This window comes from Nocardiopsis sp. iso_237 (genome assembly GCF_056173345.1).
In genome coordinates this window covers 5,078,706-5,100,149 of sequence record NZ_CM149669.1, presented here as the reverse complement: position 1 = coordinate 5,100,149, position 21,444 = coordinate 5,078,706, and the positions used below count along the sequence as shown (strand labels likewise).

The following is a 21,444-nucleotide window of genomic DNA, read 5'->3' as shown; positions in this document are numbered from 1 at the left end:
CGCTATGGTCGACTGTGCTCCGATCTGTCAGACACGAGGTCGGGGACCGTACGAGAAGGGCGGAACGGACAATGGCGGGCACGACGGACCTGGTTCGGCACCGGCTGGGGGGCGGTCGCGTGGCGGCGGTCGCCGCTGCGGCCCTGCTCGCGCTCACCGCCTGCGGTTCCGACGAGGCCTCGGGCGGAATCGAACTGGAGCGCGGCGAGAGCGGCATGATGCCCGCCGTCGAACCGCCCGGCCCGGAGGGCTTCGACAACGCCGACGTGATGGGCGTGCGGATCGACACCCCCGAGGACTGGGACGTCCAGAACGACGGCTCCCAGCTGTGCATGACCCCGCCCGGACAGAGCTCCTGCGCCTACGGTTCGATCCAGCTCGTCCCCAAGCAGGCCGACCAGCACCCGCAGAGCTGGCCCAAGAAGGACGACGCCTTCCACGACGACGACGGCTGGGCGGACAACACCGACAGCTGCCGCAGCCTCAACACCGCCGCCTCGGGCAACATCGGGGTCGAGGGCGCGACCCTCACCACCGGGCCCGGCAACGTCTTCGAGCACGCGGACGGCCTCAAGTCCCACCACTCGCTGTGGACCGTCACCTGCGACAACGACGACACCTTCGAGGTCCGTATGTGGTTCCTGCCCGAGAGCGACGTGCTCCTCTACGTGTGGTCCGTGGACGCCCAGTACAGCGCCGTCTACGACGAGATCGCCGCGTCGATGGACACCACCGAGTACCGGAACGGATAGAAGCGGGTAGGGCTGTATCTTTTTGCATCTCCGCTTCGCTTCGATGCGTGTTCGGGCGCCCAAGTAGCCAGGGATTCTTCATCCTCGTCCACGCCTGGCTCGTTCCTCGCTGGCGGCTCGACTCGTCTTGCAGAACCCTGGCGGCGCCCGAACGAAAGCACCCCCCTGGTGGTGACGGCCCCCGGGCGGGTCTCACGGCTGTACTTCTTTGGGCCTCCGCTTCGCTTTGGCCCGGGGTTCGGCGCCTTTGCAGAGGAACCTTCGACACCTCCGGTGTGACGGCTCGTTCCTCGCAATCCCACCTGCGGCACCTCCAGAACCCTCTCCGGCGCCGAACGGGCACCCCCTCGTGGCGGCGGTGTGCGGGCGGGACTCACGGCTGTGGCCGGGGTCCTGGGCGGGGCTCAGGGCCCGGTTCCGTGCTCTGCGGTGCGGCCGGGACGGGGGTCAGGTTCGCGTCCGTGGATTGCCCGAATCGTGTGTCCCGGAAGGGGTCCGAGGACATAGGGTCGTGTTCGGTGAAGCAGTCAACGGAACTTGATGGGGTGCATGCGCTGGTGACCACCATGGGAACGGCGGGACGGGTCGAGCAGTACACGCTGGACAACGGACTGCGTCTGGTGACGGCTCCGGCCTCCACCGGCCAGGTCGCCTCGGTCAACCTCTGGTACGGGGTCGGCTCTCGGCACGAGGTGACCGGCCGCACCGGGTTCGCGCACCTGTTCGAACACCTGATGTTCCAGGGCAGCGGGAACGTCACCAAGGGCGAGCACTTCGACGTGGTCGAGCGGCTGGGCGGCGACATCAACGCCTCCACCTCGACGGACCGCACCAACTACTTCGAGACGGTGCCCACGCACGCCCTGGACACCGTCCTCTGGCTGGAGTCGGACCGGCTGGCGACCCTGCGCGACGGCATGACCCAGGAGGTCCTGGACAACCAGCGCGACGTCGTCAAGAACGAGCGCCGCCAGCGCTACGACAACCAGCCCTACGGCACGGCCCTGGAGCGCATCCTGCGCCTGGCCTACCCCGAGGGCCACCCCTACCACCACTCCACGATCGGCTCCATGGCCGACCTGGACGCCGCCGACCTGGACTACGTCAAGTCGTTCCACAAGGCGCACTACGGCCCCGACAACTGCGTGCTGACCATCGTCAGCGACCTGGCGTCCGAGGACGTCCTGGCCAGGGTCGAGAAGTACTTCGGCGGCATCCCCGCCCGCGAGGAGATCCCCGAGACCCCCGACCCCGCGCTGCGCGCCCCCCTGGGCGGCCCCGTGCGGGACGCCGTCACGGAGACCGTCCCGGCCGCCGGCGTCTTCATCGGCTTCCGCGTCCCCTCCTACGGCGAGCGCGGCCACGACGCCGCCCAGCTGGCCGCCGCCGTCCTCGGCCAGGGACAGGGCAGCCGCCTGTACCGTTCGCTGGTCGTGGACCGGCCCATCGCCGCCGACGACGGCGGCGGTTCCGCCGACATCCTGCCCTTCCGCTACACCGACAGCCTCCTGCTGGTGAACATGCTGGCCCGTGAGGGCGTGGAGGGCGACGTCCTGGAGCAGGCCATCCGCGAGGAGGTCGCCAGGCTCGGCAACGGGATCACCGACGAGGAGCTCGACCGCGCCCGCGCCGTCCTGGAACGCGAGCACCTGCACTCCATCGCCAGCCCCTCCGGTCTGGCCGACACCATCGGCAGCTGCACCCAGCTGCTCGGCGACCCCGAGCTCGCCTTCACCTGGCCCGAGCGCTGGGCGGACATCACCGCCGAGGAGGTCCGCGCCGCCGCCGCGAACCTGCTCGTCGACGACAACATGCTGATCGTCCGGTTCGACCCCGAGCCGGAGACCGCCGCCGAGACGCTCCAGGCGGAAGCCGAGGCCGACGCCGCGGCCCACGTCCAGCAGGCGTAACCGCCCCGTTCCCGCCCAGCCGCAGAAAGAGCCGCAGAGCATGCAGCAGAACCGCCCGGACCTCGGCGCGCCCGCGTCCTTCACGTTTCCCAAGCCCCAGCGCATCACCGTCGGCGGCGGCACCATCGTCGCCCTCGACGTCCCCGGCCAGCAGCTGGCCTCGCTCCGCCTCGTGCACCCCTTCGGCGGTGCCGTCGAACCGCTCGACGCCATGGGCGTCAGCGCCCTGACCAGCGAGGCCCTGGAGGACGGCCCTGGTGGCAACAGCTCCCTGGCCCCGGCCCTGGAGCGCCACGGCGCCGAGTGGATCGCGCGCGTCAACTGGGACGGCTTCATCACCGGCCTGGACGCGCCCACCAACCGCCTCGGTGAGGCCGTCCACCTGTTCGCGGACGCCGTGCGCCGTCCGGCCCTGAACCCCGACGACGTCGTGCGCCGCCGCGAGCAGCTGTTGGAGCGCTTCTGGCTGGACGCCTCCTCCGCCTCCACGCTGGCCATGCGCAGCCTCGGCGGTCAGCTGTTCACCGGCCGCTACGCCACGCCGCTCGCGGGCGGACCGGTCAAGCTGGCCGACATCACCCCCGAGACCGTCGCGCGCTTCCACGCCGACTCGATCGCCTCGGTCGCCGGGACCCTCGTGGTCGTCGGGGACCTCGCCAACGTGGACCTGGAGGAGCTGGGCCGGATCGTGTTCGGCGACGCGGCGCCCGCGCCCGAGCGCCAGACCACCGAGCCCGCCCCGCCGCCCGGCGACCTGCCGCGCGTGCTCATCGTGGACCGGCCCGGCTCCGTGCAGTCGGCCCTGGTCATCGCGCACCGCGCCCCCTCGCGTTCGCAGGTGGACCTGCCGCGCGCCGAGGGCATCGGTGAGATCCTGGGCGGGATGTTCACCTCCCGCCTCAACATGGAACTGCGTGAGCGGCTGGGCTACACCTACGGCGCCGGGAGCCGCTTCGACCTGCGCCGCGACAGCGGTGTGTTCTTCATGAGCACGCAGGTCGAGGCCGGGACCACCGCGCACTCGGTCACCTCCTCCCTGGAGCAGGTGAACAAGCTGCGGGACCAGGGCGTCACCGAGGACGAGCTGTCCACGGTCCGCGAGTCCAACACCGTGGGCCTACCGGTCACCTACTCCACGGCCCGCGCCATGGCCGGGGCGCTGGTCGACATGGTCGTGCACGACCTTCCCGACGACAACGTGGACCGCATCCGCGCCGGGTACGAGAAGCTCACCGCCGAGGACCTGAACTCCGCGGCCGTCGAGTACCTTCGTCCCGAGGAGGCCGTCGTGGTGGTGGTCGGTGACGCCGACAGCCTGCGCGAACCGCTGGCCAAGACCGGCGTCGGGCCGGTCGAGGTACGGACGCCCGAGTCCCTCTGGAGTTGATCCCCCGGAGGCGGTGCCCGCGCGCACGCACGTGCACGTGAGGACCGCCCAGGTCAAGGATTGGCAAGGGAGAGCCTCGTCACGGTATGCGTGGCTCTCCCTCGGACATAACGAAACCGAACCTATGTGTCAGCCATCAGACAACCAGCGGCGTGGCCCCGGCGTCATCCTGGTATAACGAGTGATCCGTGCACCTAAGTGGTGACAGCGACCGCAATGCTCCGCAGGAGGCCACCATGGCCGGTGAATGGACCCGTGGATAACCGTGTCCTCCCTAGAAAACCCGCACACCCAGCGGCCCCAGACGTCGCCCGACGCCGCGCGTCCCGAGGCGGCCGTGGCTGAGCCGGAGGGCGGTGGTCGGCTGCTCAAGGGTCGCTACCAGCTGACCTCCGAGATCGCCCGCGGCGGTGTCGGTACCGTCTGGCGCGCCACCGACCTGGTCATCAAGCGGGAGGTGGCGGTCAAGGAGCTCCGCCTGCCCTCGGACCTGAGCCGGAACGAACGCGAGTCACTGGTCCAGCGCACCACGCGGGAGGCCCGGGTCGCCGGGCGCCTCGTCCACCCCAGCCTCGTCACCGTCCTCGACGTCGTGGACGAGGACGAGCGGCCGTGGATCGTCATGGAGCTGCTGGAGGCCTCCACCCTGGAGGAGATCATCCAGGTGGGCGGCCCGCTGCCGTACCAGCGGGTGGCCGAGATCGGGCTCCAGCTGATCGACGCGCTCAAGGTGGCGCACAACGAGGGCATCGTCCACCGCGACGTCAAGCCCGACAACGTGATGATCAGCGAGGCCGGACGGGTGGTGCTGACCGACTTCGGCCTGGCCGCCTGGAACGGCGAGTCCGCTCTGAGCGCGTCCGGACGCATCATCGGTTCACCCGCCTACATCCCGCCGGAGCGCGCCAAGGCCGGTCCGGTCGGCCCGGAGTCCGACATCTGGTCCCTGGGCGCCACCCTGTACGCGGCGGTCGAGGGCTACCCGCCCTACGACCGCAAGGGCTACATCAAGATCCTGCGCCAGGAGCCGTTGGACGAGCCCAAAGAGGCCACCAACGCCGGTCCGCTCGCTCCGGTGCTCGCCGGGATGCTGCGGGTCGAGCCGGGTGAGCGGCTGCGCGCGGAGAACGCCGCCAAGATGCTGCGGATCGCGGCCCTGGCTCCCTGGGCCCCCGAGCGCACCGACCCGGAGCGGTCCTCCGCGGCCGGGTCCGAGGAGGGGGCCGACGGCGACGAGGAGCCGGAGGAGCGCGAGTCGGCGCGGGAGCACTTCCGCGCGGGCGCGCACGTGCTGGCCGAGTCCATCAGCGAGCGGCTGCGCAACAGCCCCGAGGCGGTCAACTCGATCATGCTCTCCATCCGGGAGTCCACGGAGACGCTGGGGCTGACCAAGTCGGGCAAGCACTCGGAGCGCAGCCACCTGACCGTGGCGGCGGGCGTGGGCCTGGGCGTGGTCGCCCTGCTGGCCCTGGTCGTGTGGGCGCTCTTCGGTCTGTGACCACCGGACACACGAAGAGGCGCGCGAACGGGTTCGCGCGCCTCTCGTCGTTCCTGGTTCCGCCGGGCTCCTCCGTAGGGCTCCCGGGGCGAGTGGGGCCGGCGGGATTCGAACCCGCACTGTACAGCACCTAAAGCTGCCGTCTCCTGCCAGTTGGACTACGGCCCCGACGGGGTCACTCTACCGGGATCGGGGACTCGACCGGCCGTCCGGGGCCCGTGGCCGCCGGACGGCCGGTCGGCGGGCTCAGACGCCCAGTTCCTTCTTGACGCGGTCCACGTGGCCGGTGGCCTTCACGTTGTAGAAGGCCCTGCTCACCTTGCCGTCGGTGCCCACGATGACGGTGGAGCGGATGACGCCCTGGACGACGCGGCCGTAGTTCTTCTTCTCACCGAAGGCGCCGTAGGCGCGGAGGGTGTCCTTCTCCGGGTCACCGAGCAGGGTGAAGGTCAGGCTCTCCTGCTCCCGGAACCGGGCCAGCTTCTCGGACGTGTCCGGGGAGACGCCCAGGACGGTGAACCCGGCACTGGCGAACTCCGCGATGTTGTCGCGGAAGTCGCAGGCCTGCGTGGTGCACCCGGGCGTCATGGCGGCCGGGTAGAAGTACAGGACGACGCTCTTGCCGGTGTCGGCCAGGACCTTGCTCAGGGTGACGGGCTGGCCGTCGGCGTCGCTGAGGGTGAAGTCGGGAGCCTGGTCGCCGGGCTCAAGGCGGATGGGGTCGCTCACGTTGTGTCTTCCTGTCTGCTGCTGGCGGACCGCGTGCGACGGTCCGCGTCGTTCACGCCTCACAGTACGAGATCCGCCTGAGCGGAGGGAGGGCCGGTTCGTCGGCGCTGGTCGTCGGGGCGGATGATCTTCGGTTGCGATTCCGGTTCGGTTCATCCGCTTTGGGATCGACCAACGGTTCGATCACCTATTGTTGACCCTGTGCTATAGGTTGGTCGTCCTCTGGGACATGGCGCAGCGTGCGCGGGTCTCCCGTGACCCGATGGTGTGTCCGACGGCCACGGACCGGGACACATCCGCTTCGCTTTGGGAGTAGTTCGTCACGATGCCTGGATACACACTCGACGAGGTCAGGGCTCGTACCCTCAAGGAACGCGACTCCTGGTTGACGGTGTACCTGGTCGACCCGATCGCGGTCCGGCTCGTGCGACTGTTCGCGAACCGGACGGCCGTCACCCCCAACCAGCTGACCGTCGTCGCCCTCTTCCTCGGCCTGGGCGCGGCCGTGTGCTTCGCGTTCGGCTACTGGCAGCTCCTGCTCCTGGGAGCGCTGCTCTACTACCTCTGCTTCCTCGTGGACTGCACGGACGGCAAGCTGGCCCGCCTCACCGGTTCGGAGTCGCTCTTCGGGGCGTGGATGGACTACGTCTCGGACCGGTTCAGGGTCCTGGTGTGCGTGGTCGCCCTCATGGGCGGCCAGTACCGGGAGACCGGGCACGTGGCGTTCGTCTGGCTGGCGCTGGCCGTGGTCTTCCTGGACATGCTGCGGTACCTGAACGCCCTCCAGGTGTACAAGGTCCGCCGTGAGATGCGCTCGCACCTGGCGGCCGCCCTGGAGCGGGCCCGCGCCACCCTGTCCATGCTGGAGCCGGAGCGCGACGCCACCGGCGACGCGACGGGCGGCGGCGGCCGCACCATGAGCGACGGCGGCGAGCAGGCGGTGCTGCGGCACGGCATCGGCGTCCTGGAACAGATCCTGCGCAGCCAGAACGAGCGGGAGGCCCGCAACCAGCGCACCGCTGGCAAGCAGCCGGACCTGACGCTGCCCAAGGTGGACCTGCACCAGGAGTTCCGTACACGTTTCCCCTGGTACCAGCGGTTCTGGGCGGCCCTCAACGCCCGACGGATCCGGACCCACCTGGTGGGCGGGATCGAGTTCCAGATGGCGGTCTTCGTGGTGTCGCCGGTCGCGGCGGTGGTCTTCGGGCCGCCGGTGATCGGCTGGATCACCGCGTTCGTGGGCGTTTCGCTGCTCGCCTTCGAGATCGCCATCATCTATAAACTGTGGTTGTCCACGCGGGACTTCTTCCGCGTGGTCGACGGAATCGATGGCGCGCTGAGATTCTCCAGTCCGTTCGACGGCGCGGAGGAACAGGGTCGGGACACCGGCTCGGACTCGGGCTCTCAGACAACCGTGCGCTAGTGAAGAGAGGCACCCCATGACGGGACACGAGACCGAACCGCGCCAGACCCCCGCCGAACTCCAGGCCGAGATCACCCGAGAGCAGCGCCGGTTGGCGGAGACGCTGGACGAGCTCAGCGTGCAGGCCCGACCGGCCAACATCGCCCGGCGGCAGATCGACCGGGCCAAGGACCGGGGCACCCGCATCTTCGACGAGGCCCGCGCACTCGTGTTCGGCGGCGGCGCCGTACGCGTGGAGAGCCGCCTGGTGCACCCGGAGGAGGGCAGCATCGTGGTCAAGGGCGACGACAAGGTGGTGACCACCTACCAGTCGCGCGGCCAGCTGCCCCCGGAGGCGCTCCTCCTGATGGCCGGGGTGGGTACGGTCGTCGCGGTGGGCGTCGTCGCCTGGGCGGTCCGCCGCAAGCGGAAGTAGCCGCACCCGGGCCGTTTCCGGCCCACCGAAGGCAGTGAGGGGCCCGCGCGAGAGTTCGCGCGGGCCCCCTCGTCGTGTCGGGCGCCGCCGTGGGGGCGGTGGGTCAGAGGAAGGTCCGGCCCTCGCCCCGGTAGGTGGGGACGGAGCCCTCGTAGGTCCCGGTGTCGGAGTCGACGAGGTGCAGGGTGTCGAAGCGTTCGCAGAGTTCCCCGGCCTTGGCGTGGCGCATCCACACGCGGTCACCGACGCGGAGCCCGCGGGCGGCCTCACCGATCAGTGGGGTCTGGACCTCTCCGGCACCCTCGGTGGAGCTGTAGGACAGACCGGCGGGCAGGTGGGGGACCGGGGGACGGTGGGCGTCGGCGGGCCCCGAGGCCGGGTAGCCGCCGCCGAGGACGGTGGCCACGTTCGGGGCGGGGCGGCGGACGACGGGCAGGGCGAACAGGGCGGCGGGGCGGCCCCGGAACGAGCGGTACTGGTCGAACAGGTGCGGTTGGTAGAGACCCGAACCGGCGGACAGCTCGGTGACGGCGCGTTCGCGCCCGGTGGTGTGGAGGCTGCCGGTGCCGCCGCCGTTGACGAAGCGCGGTTCGCTGACACCGCGGACGGCGCGGGTGATCGCGGCTCTTCGTCTGGCCAGTTCGACGGCGGAGCGGCGCTGGACGGCGCGCAGGACCCGGCCGTACAGGGGGCGGCCGGGGGGCGCGTCGCCCACTCCGGCGATCTGCCCCTCATAGGCCATGATCCCGTCCAGTTCCAGCTCGGGGCGGCGCACGACGGCGCGGGCGAGCGCGGCCGCCTGCGCGGGGGTGCGGACGGGGGAGCGGTAGGCGCCCACGCGCAGGCCGGAGCCGAGCGGCTGCCAGCTGGTGTCGATGTCCAGGCAGACCCGGATCGGGGGCGCGTCGGGGGCTCGGTCGGCCCGGGCGACCGCGGCACTGATGAGGTCGAGGTGGGCGGTGTCGTCGACCATCAGGGTGATCACGCGGGCGGCGCCGGGTGAGGCGGCGAGTTCGGCCAGGGCGTCGGTGTCCGCCGTGGGGTAGGCGACGAGGATGTCGTCGCTGAGCGGTTCGGTGTCTCCGGTGGCCAGCCAGAGCGCCTCGGGGAGGGTGTAGGCCATGACGCCCTCGTACCCGGGAAGGTCGAGGACGGCGCGGAGGAGGGCCCTGGAGCGCACGGACTTGCTGGCCACCCGGATGGGCCGTCCGTGGGCGCGGCGGGTCAGGTCCGCGGCGTTGGCGCGGAAGGCGGCCAGGTCGACCATGGCGAAGGGGGCCTGGATGTCGCGCGTCGCGGCCTCGTACTTCTCACGCAGTCTCGTCATGTTCCCGAGGATGCCAGAACATGAATGAGCTTCATATTGTCCGGAGGGCCCGATTTCGTGCTTTTCGGGTCAGGCGCGGGTGACGCGGGATACCCGGGCGGCGGCCCCGTGGGTGCCGCACGCTGGATATCCTGGGGCGTCACGGCTGATCAGCCGGTCGACCCCGGGAGTTGTTTCCATTCATGAACGAGCGCGAGTACGTCCTGACCCTCTCCTGCCCCGACAGCCGGGGCATCGTCGCGGCGGTGGCCAACCTGTTGGCCGACCACGGTTGCAACATCACCGAGAGTCAGCAGTACGGTGACCACTTCAGCGGTCGCTTCTTCCTCCGGACACAGTTCGTGGCCGAGGCGGGGCACGCGGGCGCGGTCAGCGAGGACGTCCTGCGCGGAGCCTTCGCCGCCCTGGCCGGGGGGTTCGGCGGCGGCGACGGCGGCTCGTTCGTGGAGTGGGACCTCCAGGCGCGGGACGTGCGCCCCCGCATGATCGTGATGGTGTCCCGGTTCGGGCACTGCCTCAACGACCTCCTCTACCGCCAGCGCAGCGGTCTGCTGGACATCGACATCGCGGCGGTGGTCTCCAACCACCCCGACCTGGAGTTCCTGGCCGACTCCTACGGCGTGGACTTCCACCACCTGCCGGTCACCCCCGAGAGCAAGGGCGAGCAGGAGGGGCGGGTCCTGGAGCTGGTCGACTCCTACGACGTGGACCTGGTGGTGCTGGCCCGCTACATGCAGGTGCTCTCCGAACAGCTGTGCACCAAGATGTCCGGGCGCATCATCAACATCCACCACTCCTTCCTCCCCAGCTTCAAGGGCGCCCGTCCCTACCACCAGGCGCACGCGCGCGGGGTGAAGCTGATCGGTGCCACCGCCCACTACGTCACGGCCGACCTGGACGAGGGCCCGATCATCGAGCAGGAGGTCTCGCGGGTCGACCACACCCACAGCCCGGAGCAGCTCACCGCGATCGGCCGGGACCTGGAGTCCGTGGCCCTGGCGCGCGCCGTGAACTGGCACGCCCAGCGGCGGGTCCTGCTCAACGGGGACCGGACGGTCATCTTCGGCTAGGGTCGCCGCCCGGCCCGGCGACGCGGCGGGCACAACACGATTTCGGACGCAGGGGTGCCTACGGGCACCCCTGACGTTTTTCCAGCCCAGCCGGGGTTCCGGATGTGTTTTTGGGGCAAGGATGGAATCACCGTGACCCTTCTGACCTGCAAATCATGACTGCTGGTGTCTTGTTGGCTACATAGAGTGCGTATAAGGTGTGATGAGGCCGAAACCGTTCCGGTCGTCCCGACCCGGGGGCGACACGGGTTTCGGACTGACAACCCTGAGCCGTATCGGCTCTGATCAGGGGGTACTCATGGGCAAGCACTTCGACGACGCGGCCGGTAAGGGCAAGGAAGCCCTCGGCAAGGTCACCGGGGACAAGGGCACCGAGGCCGAGGGCAAGGTCGACCAGGCCAAGGCGGGGGCCAAGGACGCCGCCGACAAGGCCAAGGACAAGGCCGAGGACCTCAAGGACAAGGCCGAGGACAAGATCAAGGGCGTCTTCAAGAAGAAGTAGCGGCGTCCAGGACGGTTTTCGCACTGCGTAGGGGGACCAGTGTCGGACATCAAGACCGAATCGGCGGTACCGAGCGCCCGTGAGTCCAAGGGCGGCGACTCCGCGAGCAGGAACGAGCACGGACACACGCAGATCGCTGACGGCGTCGTGGCCAAGATCGCCGGTATGGCGGCCCGCGAGATCGGCGGCGTCCACGCCATGGGCGGCGGCGCGGCGCGCGTGGTCGGGGCGGTACGCGACGCCGTGAGCGGCGGCAGCTCCTCCGGGTCGGTGGCGCAGGGCGTCTCCGTCGAGGTGGGGGAGCGCCAGGCCGCCGTCGACATCGACCTGGTCGTCGAGTACGGGGCCGCCATCCAGGACCTCGCCTCCGCCGTGCGGCGCAACGTCACCCACGCGGTCGAGCGGATGACGGGCCTGGAGGTCACCGAGATCAACATCCGGGTGGACGACATCCACCTGCCCGAGGACGACGAGTCCGCCGACGACGGCGGCTCCGAGCCCAGGGTCCAGTAGCCGTGAGCGGCGACGACCGGGGCGCGGTCGCACGGGCCCTCGCGGAGGGCGCACTGCGCTTCTCCGACGTGGTGGAACTGTCCTCCGGATCCTTCGGAACCCTGAGCACCGCGGTGCCCGGGGGCCGTGTCCGGGGGGTGGCAGTGCGGGAGGACCACGTCGAGGTCGGTGTGGTGCTCCGCTACGGGCGTCCGCTGCCGGAGATCGCCGCCGAGATCCGCCGGGGCCTGGCCCCGCTGTCCGGCGGCCGCGCCGTCCACGTGTCCGTGGAGGACGTGGTCGCCGGGCTCGGAGACGGCACACGCACCGCCAGCTAGACCTACAAGCAGGGATTAGAGGGGGTAGCCATGTGGCCCATCGTTGGTCTGTCCTACGGGACGGTGCTCGGGCTCGCTGCGGCGTTCGGCGGGTTCCCCGCCTTCGCGCTGGTACTGGTCCTCGGCCTCGTCGGGTTCGTCGCGGGCCGGGCGATGGAGGGTGAGATCGACCTCGCCGAGATGTTCACACGGCGGTCGGCGTAGACAGGGGTGAGGTCGTGGTCGGGGTTCGCAGTGACACCGTCCCTCGTCAGCGGGGACCCGCCCCCGAGGGGGAGGCCGGGAGGCACGCCCGGGACCGGGACCCCGGAGGCCGCACGGACATCCCCGGGGCCGCCATCGAGAAGGTGGCGGCCAGGGCCGTCGGGGAGGTCGCCGGGGCGCGGGCCGCGCGGTCCCGGGCGGCCCGCGCCAGGGTGAGCGGGGAGATCGTCCTCCTGCGGCTGCGGGTCGGGGTGCGCTACCCGAGGCCCGCGCGCCAGGTTGCCGAGGAGGTGCGCGGCCACGTCAAGGACCGGGTCGAGCGGATCACCGGCAAGCAGGTCCACCACATCGACATCGAGATCGCGGAGCTGGTGCGCTGACATGACCACTGTGGAAGAGGCGCTCGGCCGTCCGAGCCAGGGGATCGACCGCCGCGCCAAGCGGGTCGCCGTCCACACGTTCCGACCGCGCAGGTCATGGCCCGCGGTTCTCACCGGGTTGCTGATCCTGGTGGTGGCCGTGGTCGCCGCCGCCGAGGTCATCGCCGCGCTCGCGGGCAACCCGCTGCGGCTGATCCCGGTCGCTCCGGCGACGGACTACGCCGCGGCCACGACCTGGTCGGAGCCGTCCGTGCAGATCGCCTCGGCGGTCCTGGCGCTGATCGGGCTGGCCCTGATCGTGGTGGCGCTGGCGCCGGGGCGGAGCCGGTGGACCGCGCTGCGCACCGACGACCCGGCGCTGGTCGTCGGCCTGACCCGGCCCGCCCTGCGGCGGGCGGTGGCGGCCGCGGCGCAGGACGTGAGCGGGGTCGACCACGTGCACGTGGCCGTGCGCGGCAACCGGCTCCGGGTCCACGTGCGCACCGGGATGCGTGACTCGCACGGGCTGCCCGCCGAGGTCACCTCGGCCGTGGAACACCGGCTGGAGGAGCTGGCCCCGCTGCGCAGCATGCGGATCGCCACGCACGTTCGATACGCGGAGGGTTGACCATGGCGAGGGACAGGTCTCGAAGGTCGGCCCGGGGCAACCGCCTGGGCCTGGTGATCGTGGGTGTCGTCCTGTTGGCGGCGGGCCTCGCGGCCCTGGCCGCCGGACGGGGCCTCCTCGGCGGCGACCTCGCCGCCACCCCGCTGCTCGGGGACCGGACCAACGAGGTGCTCGCCCAGCAGTGGGTGCCCTACGTGGCGGTGGCCGTCGCGTTCGTGGCCGGATTCCTGGCCCTGCGGTGGCTGATGGTGCAGGGCATGAACGACACGGTGGGCCGCCTGTACCTGGCGCGCGACGAGGCGGGCAACGTGGAGATGTCGGAGAGCGCCGCCCGGGGCGCCCTGGAGCAGGAGGTCGCGGACTATCCGGGTGTGCGACGGGCCCGGGCCCGCCTCACGGAGTCGGGCGACCGCCCCCACCTTCGGCTGGCGCTGACCCTGGAGGACGACGCCGACGTGGCCGGGATCTGGCGGCGCGTCCGCTCGGAGGCCATCACCAACCTGCGCGGCGCCCTCGAACTCGACCAGGTGCCCGCCGTCATCCGGATGTCCATGACCGCCCCCGCCAGGAACCCCCGGCGCAGCCTGGCCTGAGGGACCCCGTGGAACGAGGGAGGGGGCGGCGCGAGAGGCGCCGCCCCCTCCGTGCCACTCACGACTGGTCGGTTTGAGGACCGTCGGGACTCACTGCCAGCGGATGATCGACTCCCCGTACACGGGGGACGGGAAGGCCTCCTCGGGCTCAGCGGAGCCGTCGAGGGGGACGCGGTACCAGCTCTCGTCACCGGTCTCCGGCTTCGAGACGAAGAGGACCTCGGTGCCGTCCGGCGAGACGAAGGGGTAGGTGTTGACCCGGGGGCTCTCCGGAATGAGCGTGTGTGCGGTCGGAAGCGGATCCCATTGGGTGACGGGCTCCTGTTCCCGGTCGCCCGCGTACTCTTCCAGCGTCTCTTCGGTGAACTCCACGACAGACAGGGAGTTGTCCGCGATCAGCAGGGTGTTGTCGTCGACGAACACGGGCAGGCCGTTCGTCTGCAGGTTCACCTCGCGTTCGGTCAGCTCGTGCGCCTGGCCGGTGCCGATCAGCGCCGGGGCGTCCTCGGTGACCGTCTCGAGGCCGAAGAAGCCCAGCTGGAGGCCGCTGCTGTTGCTGTCCGCGTAGATCAGGGTCGTACCGTCCGGAGACTCGAGGAGCTTGCCCTGGCCGACAAGGTCGCTCAGAACCGGGGTTCCGGTCTCGGGCAGAACCTGGAGTTGGCCGCACGTGTCCTCGCAGCTGCCGACGTCACTGACGTCCCCGCTGTACAGGTCCATGGCCTTGACCGCTCCGGTGCGGCGGTTGTCGCCTTCGTACTCCACGTAGAGGATGCGTTCGTTCAGAGCGTCGTAGGTGGGGTGCTCGTAGTTCACGGGGGTCCCGAAGTCGGAGATCTCCTGCTCGGGGGACAACGTGGTGACGCCGTTCTCCGGTGAGAGCACCCCGAAGTTGCTCACGGTGTTGCCGTTGATCTCCTCCTCATAGGACACCAGGAGCAGCTGCTCGTCCGGTGAAAGGTGGATGAGGTTCTTCGAACAGATACTGAGGCCGGTTGGATTCGGGGAGGCCGCTCGGCCGTGGTCGAGTGCCTCCGGGGGATCCGCGGGCTCCGGGCTGTTCTCGAAGGTCACGCTGGTGATCTCGGAACCGTCGTCGGGGGAGTGCAGGGTGAAGACGTTGGTGGTGTTGTCGCAGGCAACGGCGAGCAGGCCCGCGTCGGTGATGGAGGGCTGGTTCGCGGCGTCCTCGGCCCCTTCTTCGGTGGAGGCGCCCGCCTGGTTCTCGTCGGAGGATCCACCCTCTCCGTCGGAGCCGCCGCAGGCGGAGAGCAACAGGGCCAACGCGGCCGCGGGGGCGAGCGCGCGGATAACGGGGGAAATGGTTCTGGAGGTCACGGGCGAAATCTATCCCACTCGCGGAGGGTGGGAATTCGGGGAGTTCTGGGAATGACAGTGAGAATGGCCATGCGTTTCCCGCGAGAATCGGCTCGAAACAGGAGTATTCGGAGGCGGCACAGGCCGGAACGACCCACCCGGGGACCGGTGGCCGGTTGTGGCCAGGTGGGTGCCCTCAGGAGTTATCGCCAACCGATGACCGTCGAGACGTTCCCGGGCATCCCGGGCAGCTCCTCCGGTGCGCCGGATCCGTCCGTGGGCACCCTGTACCAGCTGGCCGGACCGCTCTGGGGCTGGTTGCGGAAGAGGATCTCGGCGCCGTCGGGGGAAGGCACGACGTGGGAGTTCTCCCCGTCGCCGTCGGGGGCCAGCGTCCGGTTGACCGGCAGGGGCTCCCACAGGTTCCGCGGCGTGGTGGCGTTCTCCTCCTCGTAGCCGGCGAGGGTGCTGTCGGAGAATTCCAGGACGCTCAGCACCTCGTCGTCGAAGAGCAGGGTGTTGGAGTCGAGGGCCTGAACGGTGCCGCTGGCGTCCACGTCCACCTCGGTCGTGCGGTCCCGGTTGAGGAAGTTGAGGGTCAGGTCGACCACGTCGGAGTCGGCCTGGTCCCCGATGTCGAAGAAGGACAGGCCCAGGTCGTTGCTCTGGACCACCGTCGAGCCGTCGAGGACCACTGCCATCGGAGTGCTCTGGCCGTCGTCGATGGCGACTCGGTCGAGCCCCGGCATGATCGTGAGGTTCTCGCAGACCTGCTGACTGTCACAGGTACCGAGGTCGGTGAACTCCCCGCTCTCCAGGTCGAGGGCCTGGACGGTGTCCTCGCCCTCGCCGGTCTCCGTCACGAAGACGATCCTGTCCCCTTCCGGATCGGCCACGGGGTGGACGTGGTCGGCCGGGGCGTCGGCCCCGGACTCCTCGTGGTCGGGGCTGAGCGCCGTGAACGTGCCGTCCTCGGCCATGACCCCGAACCCCGTGACGGCGACGCCGTCGACCCTCTCCTCGAAGGTGCCCAGGACGAGGCCGCGTTCGGGGAACAGCGACGGAGCGTCCGTGTCGCACGAGGTCTCCAGGGAGACGCTCCGCGCGTCCACCGCACGGCCGTGGGTGAGGTCGTCCGACTCGGCGTGGACGGCCTCGGCGGTGTCGAACCGGACGCTGGTGATCTCCTGGGCGTCCTCGGCGGAGTGGAGGGTGAACTCCAGCCAGCCGGACTCGGGCTGGCACGCCGCGGTGAGGATGCCGGGGTCGGCCAGGGAGTTCGACCCCGTGGACCTCTCCCTGGAGGGGCCGCCCTCCTCGGTGTCCGGTGCCTCCGTTTCCTCGGAGGCACCCTCCTCGGTCTCCGTGGAGGCGGGTTCCTCCGCCCTGAGAAGGCCGCAGCCGGAGAGCAACAGGGCCAGCGCGGCCGCGGGGGCGAGCGCTCGGACGGCAGGGGGAATGGTTCTGGAGGTCACGGCCGAAATCTATACCACCCTCGCGCCGGGGGAATTGCCGGAGTGCCGAAAATGGCGCTGGGGCCGTCACGTGTTTCTCGCGGGAGCGACCTGGAAGAGGTGGAACGGGTGGTTATCCGGGCGCGAATCGCCGGGTCCCGCTGCGGTGGCCGGAAGTGGCCAGAAAGGGGGCGAGTCTGGTGGCGAGCAGAGCTCAAGCCACCAGACCCGGGGTGACGGCCGACGAGGGCGAGCGGGTGGGAGCTCGAGCCCGGTCGTCGACCGTGCCCTCCGTACAACCAGGGAACGAACCAGGACATTCCCGGCACACGGTCAGCACTCGATGACGTTGACGGCGAGGCCGCCGCGGCTGGTCTCCTTGTACTTGTCGTGCATGTCGCGGCCGGTGTCGCGCATGGTCCGGATGACCTTGTCCAGGCTCACGAAGTGGCTGCCGTCGCCGCGCAGGGCCATGCGGGTGGCGCTGATCGCCTTCACGGAGGCGAGCGCGTTGCGTTCGATGCAGGGGATCTGGACGAGGCCGCCGATGGGGTCGCAGGTCAGACCCAGGTTGTGCTCCATGGCGATCTCCGCGGCGTTCTCCACCTGCGCCGGGGACCCGCCCAGGACCTCGGCCAGACCGGCCGCCGCCATGGAGGAGGCCGAACCCACCTCACCCTGGCAGCCCACCTCGGCGCCGGAGATGGACGCGTTCTGCTTGAACAGTATGCCGATGGCCGCCGCCGTCAGCATGAAGCGGACCACGCCGTCGTCGCCCGCGCCCGGGCTGAAGTGCAGGTAGTAGTGCAGGACCGCCGGGACGATACCGGCGGCGCCGTTGGTCGGAGCGGTCACCACACGCCCGCCGGCGGCGTTCTCCTCGTTGACCGCCAGCGCGTACAGCGTGATCCAGTCGCTGCCGCGCATCGGGTCCGGGTCCACGTGGGTGGGGGCGAGCAGCCCCTGCTCGTCGCAGTTGCCGCCCAGCTGGCGGTAGAGCCGGTGCGCGCGGCGGGGCACCTTCAGGCCCCCGGGCAGACTGCCCTCGGTGGACACCCCGCGGCGCACGCACTGGCGCATCGCCGTCCAGATCTCCAGGAGCTCCTCGCGGATCTGGTCCGGGGTGCGTCCGAAGGCCTGCTCGTTGGCGAGCATCAGCGCGCTGATCGACATACCGGTCTGCTCACACAGCTCCAGCAGCTCCTCGGCGGACGAGAAGGGGTGCGGCAGGACGGTGTCGTCGGCCTTGATCCGGTCGGCGCCCGCGGCCCGCTCGTCCACCACGAAGCCGCCGCCCACCGAGTAGTACACCTTCGCGGCCACCTCGGCGCCGGAGGCCTCCAGTGCCACGAAGCGCATCCCGTTGGGGTGGTCCGGCAGGCTCTCCCTGCGGCGGAAGTCCACGTCGACGGCGGGGTCGAAGTCCACCGCCGGGCCCTCCGGGCCGCCCAGGAGGAGTCTTCGGTCCGACCGCACCCCCTCCACCAGGCGGGGGACGGCGTCCACGTCCACGCCCTCGGGAGTGTGCCCCATCAGCCCCAGGATCACGGCGGTGTCGCTGCCGTGCCCCTTGCCGGTGAGCGCCAGTGAGCCGTACAGCTCCGCCCGCACGTGGGTCACACGCGACAGGAGGTCCTCGGAGCGCAGACCGGACACGAACGTCCGGGCCGCCTTCATCGGGCCGACGGTGTGGGAACTCGACGGTCCGATACCGATCTTGAACAGGTCGAAGACGCTGATGGCCATGGCTGTCCTCCTCGTTGAGCACAGGGGTGGGGCCGTGGTGACCGGCGCCGTGTGGGCCCGCGCGGCCCACACGGCGGGGACTGCTACAGGTTCGGGTAGAGCGGACGCTTGGCGGCCAGAGCGCTGACCCGGTCGCTCAGGGCGGCCTCGTCGAACTCGGGCTTGAGCGCCTCGGCGATGACGTCCGCGACCTCGACGAAGTCACCCTCGTCGAACCCGCGCGTGGCCAGGGCCGGGGTCCCGATCCGCAGACCCGAGGTCACCATCGGCGGCCGGGGGTCGTTCGGGACCGCGTTGCGGTTGACCGTGATCCCGACCGAGTGCAGCCTGTCCTCGGCCTCCTGCCCGTTGAGCTGGGAGTCGACCAGGTCGACCAGGACCAGGTGGACGTCGGTGCCGCCGGTCAGGACCTTGACCCCGACCTTCGCGGCGTCCGGCTGGGTGAGCCGTTCCGCGAGGATGCGGGCGCCCGCCACCGTACGGCGCTGGCGGTCGGCGAACTCCTCGCTCGCCGCGACCTTGAACGAGACCGCTTTGGCCGCGATCACGTGCTCCAGCGGGCCGCCCTGCATGCCGGGGAAGACCGCGGAGTTGATCTTCTTGGCCAGCTCGGCCTTGGACAGGATCATGCCGCCGCGCGGGCCGCCGAGGGTCTTGTGGGTCGTGGTGGTGACCACGTCCGCGAACGGCACCGGGTTGGGGTGCAGTCCGGCGGCGACCAGACCGGCGAAGTGCGCCATGTCCACCATGAGCAGCGCGCCGACCTCGTCCGCGATCTCGCGGAACTTGGCGAAGTCGAGCTGGCGCGGGTAGGCGGACCAGCCCGCCACGATCATCTTCGGCTGGTGCTCCTTGGCGAGGGCGGCGACCTCGTCGTAGTCGACGGTGCCGTCCTCGTCGCGCACGTGGTACGCCACGGCGTTGAGGATCTTGCCGGAGTAGTTGATCCGCATGCCGTGGGTCAGGTGACCGCCGTGGGCCAGGTCCAGGCCCAGGATGGTGTCACCCGGCTTGAGCAGCGCGAAGTACACGGCCGTGTTGGCCTGCGCGCCCGAGTGCGGCTGCACGTTGGCGTGCTCGGCGCCGAACAGCTCCTTGGCGCGGTCGATCGCCAGCTGCTCGACGACGTCGACGTGCTCGCAGCCGCCGTAGTAGCGACGGCCGGGGTAGCCCTCGGCGTACTTGTTGGTCAGGACCGTGCCCTGGGCCTCCAGAACCGCCTGGGGGGCGAAGTTCTCGGAGGCGATCATCTCCAGGGTGTCGCGCTGGCGCGCCAGTTCGGCGTCGACCGCGGCCGCCACCTCCGGGTCCAGCTCGCCCAGGGTCTGGTTGAGAAGGTTGTCGCTGGTCATGCTAGTTCTCGCCTTCGGTCAGCTCGGTGTACTCCTCGGCGGAGAGCAGGTCGGCGGGCTCCTCGGAGACGCGCACCCTGAACAGCCAGCCACCCTCGAAGGGCTCGGAGTTGATGGTCTCGGGGGCGTCCTCGAGCGCCTCGTTGACCTCCACGACCTCTCCGGTGACGGGGGAGTAGATGTCGCTGACGGACTTGGTGGACTCCACCTCGCCCGCGGTCTCGCCGGCGGTGACCTCGTCACCGACCGCGGGGGTCTCGACGAAGACGATGTCACCCAGCGACTCGGCGGCGAAGGCCGTGATCCCGACGGTGGCGATCCCGTCCCTGACCGCGATCCACTCGTGTTTGGCGGTGTAACCCAGCTCCGTGGGAACGCTCACTTCAACTCTCCTTGGAGGTGTTCCATTTGTCTGCCGTGCGCCCGTACGGCGACCCGGCCCGGCCTACGCCTGGCCACGCCCCGACCGTGCCGGTCCCTCGTGGGGATCCGGCCGCGCGGGGCGTGCAGGTTCTCGGGTCCGCCCGCTGGCGGCCCCGCTTCCTACGACTGCCGCTGGTAGAACGGCAGCTCGACCACGTCGACGTCCTCGCCCCGTCCGCGCACGTCCACGGTGAACGCGCCGGTCGAGGTGTCGAGGTCGCCGTCCACGTAGGCCATGGCGATGGGGCGGCCCAGGGTGGGGGAGGGGGCGCCACTGGTGGTGACTCCGATGACGGTGCCGTCGCGCAGCACGTCCTGGCCCTTGCGGAGCGGGCGGCGGCCACGGGAGACGAGGCCGATCAGGCGCCGACCGCGAGCGGTGCGCGAGGCCTCCTCCAGCGCGGCGCGGCCCACGAAGTCGCCCGGCTTGTCGAGCTTGACCACGCGGCCCAGTCCGGCGTCGAAGGGGGTGAGGTCGGCGGAGAGCTCCTGGCCGTAGAGCGGCATCCCGGCCTCCATGCGGAGGGTGTCGCGGGAGGAGAGCCCGGCCGGGACCAGCCCGTGCGGGGCGCCCTCGGCCATGAGGGCGGCCCAGACCTCGGGCGCCCGGTCGGCGGGCCGGACGAAGATCTCGAACCCGTCCTCGCCGGTGTAGCCGGTGCGGGCGAGCAGGACCGGGACCCCGGCCACGGTGTGCTCGTATCCCGCGTAGTAGCGGATGTCGTCCAGGTCGGCGTCGGTGAGCGGGGCGAGGATCTCCACCGCGCGCGGGCCCTGGACGGCGATGAGCGAGTAGTCGGCGGACTCGTCGATCACCTCGACGTCGAAGCCGGACGCGCGCTCGGCCAGGGCGGAGGCGACCACGGGCACGTTGGCCGCGTTGGCCACGACCAGGTACTCGTCCTCACCGAGCCGGTAGACGATGAGGTCGTCCAGGACCCCGCCGTCCTCGGCGGTGATCATGGTGTAGCGGGCGCGGCCCACCCTGACCTTGGACAGGAAGCCGACCAGGGCGTGGTCGAGCGCCTCGGCGGCCTGCGGGCCGGTCAGCCGGATCTCGCCCATGTGGGAGAGGTCGAACAGCCCGGCGGCCTCACGGACGGCCGTGTGCTCGGCGGTCTCGCTGCTGTAGCGGAGGGGCATCAGCCATCCGGCGAAGTCGACGAGCGTCGCCCCGGCCTCTTCGTGGATCTTGTGCAGCGCGGTGAGGCGCGGCGCGGTCGCGGACTCTGACATGGGCACTCCCGAGAGGATGGGTGTCGTGCGTAAGGCGTTGCCATCCTCCCCCTCTGTCATGGGTGCCTGAGAGCTTCACCGCGCGCTCGGCGTGGTTTGCACCTTCGGCGAGGGAACGCGTCCCTGCTTTCCAGAGTGGTCTCGCCCGTACGGTCCGCTGTGCCTGAGAGGTTGTCTTCGGGGAGGGATTGCTCCTTCGGCGGCCCACGCTGGATACGCGGACACTCTCCCGTACGGGGTCAGCAACACGCTCAGCCTAGCAGCGGCGAACTGGGTCGCCCAAGACTGC

General features: G+C 70.6%; 22 protein-coding genes, 1 tRNA gene and 1 riboswitch. Of the genes, 14 read left to right on the top strand and 9 right to left on the bottom strand.

What is annotated here, in order from left to right; all coding sequences use genetic code 11:
• Positions 1 to 71: 71 nt before the first annotated feature.
• The 4 genes from AC0VYM_RS23000 to AC0VYM_RS22985 all read left to right on the top strand — a co-directional run bounded on the left by AC0VYM_RS23000 (position 72) and on the right by AC0VYM_RS22985 (position 5,547).
• Positions 72 to 752, top strand: a complete 681-nt coding sequence (locus AC0VYM_RS23000; RefSeq protein WP_475455470.1) for a hypothetical protein — start codon at positions 72 to 74, stop codon at positions 750 to 752.
• A 566-nt stretch (positions 753 to 1,318) separates the two neighbouring features.
• Entirely contained in the window at positions 1,319 to 2,662 is a 1,344-nt protein-coding gene (locus AC0VYM_RS22995; protein ID WP_475463176.1) for a M16 family metallopeptidase, read from the top strand.
• Between the two features lie 40 nt (positions 2,663 to 2,702).
• The gene (locus AC0VYM_RS22990; RefSeq protein WP_475455468.1) at positions 2,703 to 4,049 is read left to right on the top strand and encodes a M16 family metallopeptidase; all 1,347 of its coding nucleotides are present in this window, start codon (positions 2,703 to 2,705) and stop codon (positions 4,047 to 4,049) included.
• A gap of 337 nt (positions 4,050 to 4,386) precedes the next feature.
• Complete coding sequence (locus AC0VYM_RS22985; RefSeq protein ID WP_475463174.1) at positions 4,387 to 5,547, top strand: serine/threonine-protein kinase; 1,161 nt, start codon at positions 4,387 to 4,389, stop codon at positions 5,545 to 5,547.
• Between the two features lie 93 nt (positions 5,548 to 5,640).
• Here AC0VYM_RS22985 and AC0VYM_RS22980 read toward each other — a convergent pair.
• Together AC0VYM_RS22980 and bcp are read right to left on the bottom strand one after the other, a co-directional pair.
• Positions 5,641 to 5,715, bottom strand: a tRNA-Leu gene (locus AC0VYM_RS22980).
• Positions 5,716 to 5,793: 78 nt separating this feature from the next.
• Positions 5,794 to 6,276: a thioredoxin-dependent thiol peroxidase gene (bcp, locus tag AC0VYM_RS22975; RefSeq protein ID WP_475455466.1), complete on the bottom strand. Its 483-nt coding sequence runs from the start codon at positions 6,274 to 6,276 to the stop codon at positions 5,794 to 5,796.
• Between the two features lie 325 nt (positions 6,277 to 6,601).
• On the opposite strand from bcp, the gene AC0VYM_RS22970 reads away from it, so the two are divergent.
• Positions 6,602 to 7,699: a CDP-alcohol phosphatidyltransferase family protein gene (locus AC0VYM_RS22970; RefSeq protein WP_475455464.1), complete on the top strand. Its 1,098-nt coding sequence runs from the start codon at positions 6,602 to 6,604 to the stop codon at positions 7,697 to 7,699.
• Between the two features lie 16 nt (positions 7,700 to 7,715).
• The gene (locus tag AC0VYM_RS22965) at positions 7,716 to 8,114 is read left to right on the top strand and encodes a DUF3618 domain-containing protein (RefSeq protein ID WP_475455462.1); all 399 of its coding nucleotides are present in this window, start codon (positions 7,716 to 7,718) and stop codon (positions 8,112 to 8,114) included.
• A gap of 103 nt (positions 8,115 to 8,217) precedes the next feature.
• Here AC0VYM_RS22965 and AC0VYM_RS22960 read toward each other — a convergent pair whose 3' ends face one another.
• A complete protein-coding gene (locus AC0VYM_RS22960; RefSeq protein WP_475455460.1) occupies positions 8,218 to 9,441 on the bottom strand; it encodes an alanine racemase in 1,224 nt (407 codons plus the stop codon).
• 182 nt (positions 9,442 to 9,623) lie between these two features.
• Between AC0VYM_RS22960 and purU the strand changes: the two genes are divergently transcribed.
• The 8 genes from purU to amaP all read left to right on the top strand — a co-directional run bounded on the left by purU (position 9,624) and on the right by amaP (position 13,627).
• Positions 9,624 to 10,511: a formyltetrahydrofolate deformylase gene (purU, locus tag AC0VYM_RS22955; protein ID WP_475455458.1), complete on the top strand. Its 888-nt coding sequence runs from the start codon at positions 9,624 to 9,626 to the stop codon at positions 10,509 to 10,511.
• Between the two features lie 298 nt (positions 10,512 to 10,809).
• Positions 10,810 to 11,013, top strand: coding sequence for a CsbD family protein (locus AC0VYM_RS22950; RefSeq protein ID WP_475455456.1), 204 nt, complete (start codon positions 10,810 to 10,812; stop codon positions 11,011 to 11,013).
• A 39-nt stretch (positions 11,014 to 11,052) separates the two neighbouring features.
• On the top strand, positions 11,053 to 11,526 hold the full coding sequence (locus tag AC0VYM_RS22945) for an Asp23/Gls24 family envelope stress response protein (RefSeq protein WP_475455454.1): 474 nt from the start codon (positions 11,053 to 11,055) through the stop codon (positions 11,524 to 11,526).
• Between the two features lie 2 nt (positions 11,527 to 11,528).
• Positions 11,529 to 11,843 carry an Asp23/Gls24 family envelope stress response protein gene (locus tag AC0VYM_RS22940; RefSeq protein WP_475455452.1) on the top strand — a complete coding sequence of 105 codons (315 nt, stop codon included), beginning with the start codon at positions 11,529 to 11,531 and terminating at the stop codon, positions 11,841 to 11,843.
• A 30-nt stretch (positions 11,844 to 11,873) separates the two neighbouring features.
• Entirely contained in the window at positions 11,874 to 12,047 is a 174-nt protein-coding gene (locus AC0VYM_RS22935) for a hypothetical protein (protein WP_017546417.1), read from the top strand.
• 14 nt (positions 12,048 to 12,061) lie between these two features.
• On the top strand, positions 12,062 to 12,427 hold the full coding sequence (locus AC0VYM_RS22930; RefSeq protein ID WP_475455449.1) for an Asp23/Gls24 family envelope stress response protein: 366 nt from the start codon (positions 12,062 to 12,064) through the stop codon (positions 12,425 to 12,427).
• 1 nt (position 12,428) lies between these two features.
• Positions 12,429 to 13,034, top strand: coding sequence for a DUF6286 domain-containing protein (locus tag AC0VYM_RS22925; RefSeq protein WP_475455447.1), 606 nt, complete (start codon positions 12,429 to 12,431; stop codon positions 13,032 to 13,034).
• 2 nt (positions 13,035 to 13,036) lie between these two features.
• Complete coding sequence (amaP, locus tag AC0VYM_RS22920; RefSeq protein ID WP_475455445.1) at positions 13,037 to 13,627, top strand: alkaline shock response membrane anchor protein AmaP; 591 nt, start codon at positions 13,037 to 13,039, stop codon at positions 13,625 to 13,627.
• Positions 13,628 to 13,717: 90 nt separating this feature from the next.
• Here the strand turns inward: amaP and AC0VYM_RS22915 are convergent, their stop codons facing one another.
• The 6 genes from AC0VYM_RS22915 to gcvT form a co-directional block, all read right to left on the bottom strand.
• Complete coding sequence (locus AC0VYM_RS22915; protein WP_475455443.1) at positions 13,718 to 14,965, bottom strand: hypothetical protein; 1,248 nt, start codon at positions 14,963 to 14,965, stop codon at positions 13,718 to 13,720.
• Positions 14,966 to 15,147: 182 nt separating this feature from the next.
• Positions 15,148 to 16,419, bottom strand: a complete 1,272-nt coding sequence (locus tag AC0VYM_RS22910) for a hypothetical protein (protein WP_475455441.1) — start codon at positions 16,417 to 16,419, stop codon at positions 15,148 to 15,150.
• A gap of 312 nt (positions 16,420 to 16,731) precedes the next feature.
• Positions 16,732 to 18,144, bottom strand: coding sequence for an L-serine ammonia-lyase (locus tag AC0VYM_RS22905; protein WP_475455439.1), 1,413 nt, complete (start codon positions 18,142 to 18,144; stop codon positions 16,732 to 16,734).
• A gap of 83 nt (positions 18,145 to 18,227) precedes the next feature.
• On the bottom strand, positions 18,228 to 19,496 hold the full coding sequence (locus tag AC0VYM_RS22900) for a serine hydroxymethyltransferase (protein ID WP_475455437.1): 1,269 nt from the start codon (positions 19,494 to 19,496) through the stop codon (positions 18,228 to 18,230).
• Between the two features lies 1 nt (position 19,497).
• On the bottom strand, positions 19,498 to 19,878 hold the full coding sequence (gene gcvH / locus AC0VYM_RS22895) for a glycine cleavage system protein GcvH (RefSeq protein WP_475455435.1): 381 nt from the start codon (positions 19,876 to 19,878) through the stop codon (positions 19,498 to 19,500).
• A gap of 161 nt (positions 19,879 to 20,039) precedes the next feature.
• On the bottom strand, positions 20,040 to 21,155 hold the full coding sequence (gene gcvT, locus AC0VYM_RS22890) for a glycine cleavage system aminomethyltransferase GcvT (protein WP_475455433.1): 1,116 nt from the start codon (positions 21,153 to 21,155) through the stop codon (positions 20,040 to 20,042).
• Positions 21,156 to 21,295: 140 nt separating this feature from the next.
• Positions 21,296 to 21,397, bottom strand: a riboswitch (glycine riboswitch).
• Between the last annotated feature and the right edge of the window lie 47 nt (positions 21,398 to 21,444).

Bases quoted from the DNA above. Each gene is read 5' to 3' on its own strand.
- AC0VYM_RS23000 (WP_475455470.1), top strand. From the start codon at position 72: ATGGCGGGCACGACGGACCTGGTTCGGCACCGGCTGGGGGGCGGTCGC.
- AC0VYM_RS22965 (WP_475455462.1), top strand. From the start codon at position 7,716: ATGACGGGACACGAGACCGAACCGCGCCAGACCCCCGCCGAACTCCAG.
- AC0VYM_RS22900 (WP_475455437.1), bottom strand. From the start codon at position 19,496: ATGACCAGCGACAACCTTCTCAACCAGACCCTGGGCGAGCTGGACCCG.
- AC0VYM_RS22995 (WP_475463176.1), top strand. From the start codon at position 1,319: ATGGGAACGGCGGGACGGGTCGAGCAGTACACGCTGGACAACGGACTG.
- AC0VYM_RS22950 (WP_475455456.1), top strand. From the start codon at position 10,810: ATGGGCAAGCACTTCGACGACGCGGCCGGTAAGGGCAAGGAAGCCCTC.
- AC0VYM_RS22925 (WP_475455447.1), top strand. From the start codon at position 12,429: ATGACCACTGTGGAAGAGGCGCTCGGCCGTCCGAGCCAGGGGATCGAC.
- purU (WP_475455458.1), top strand. From the start codon at position 9,624: ATGAACGAGCGCGAGTACGTCCTGACCCTCTCCTGCCCCGACAGCCGG.
- amaP (WP_475455445.1), top strand. From the start codon at position 13,037: ATGGCGAGGGACAGGTCTCGAAGGTCGGCCCGGGGCAACCGCCTGGGC.
- AC0VYM_RS22990 (WP_475455468.1), top strand. From the start codon at position 2,703: ATGCAGCAGAACCGCCCGGACCTCGGCGCGCCCGCGTCCTTCACGTTT.
- AC0VYM_RS22935 (WP_017546417.1), top strand. From the start codon at position 11,874: ATGTGGCCCATCGTTGGTCTGTCCTACGGGACGGTGCTCGGGCTCGCT.
- AC0VYM_RS22905 (WP_475455439.1), bottom strand. From the start codon at position 18,144: ATGGCCATCAGCGTCTTCGACCTGTTCAAGATCGGTATCGGACCGTCG.
- gcvT (WP_475455433.1), bottom strand. From the start codon at position 21,155: ATGTCAGAGTCCGCGACCGCGCCGCGCCTCACCGCGCTGCACAAGATC.
- AC0VYM_RS22970 (WP_475455464.1), top strand. From the start codon at position 6,602: ATGCCTGGATACACACTCGACGAGGTCAGGGCTCGTACCCTCAAGGAA.
- AC0VYM_RS22960 (WP_475455460.1), bottom strand. From the start codon at position 9,441: ATGACGAGACTGCGTGAGAAGTACGAGGCCGCGACGCGCGACATCCAG.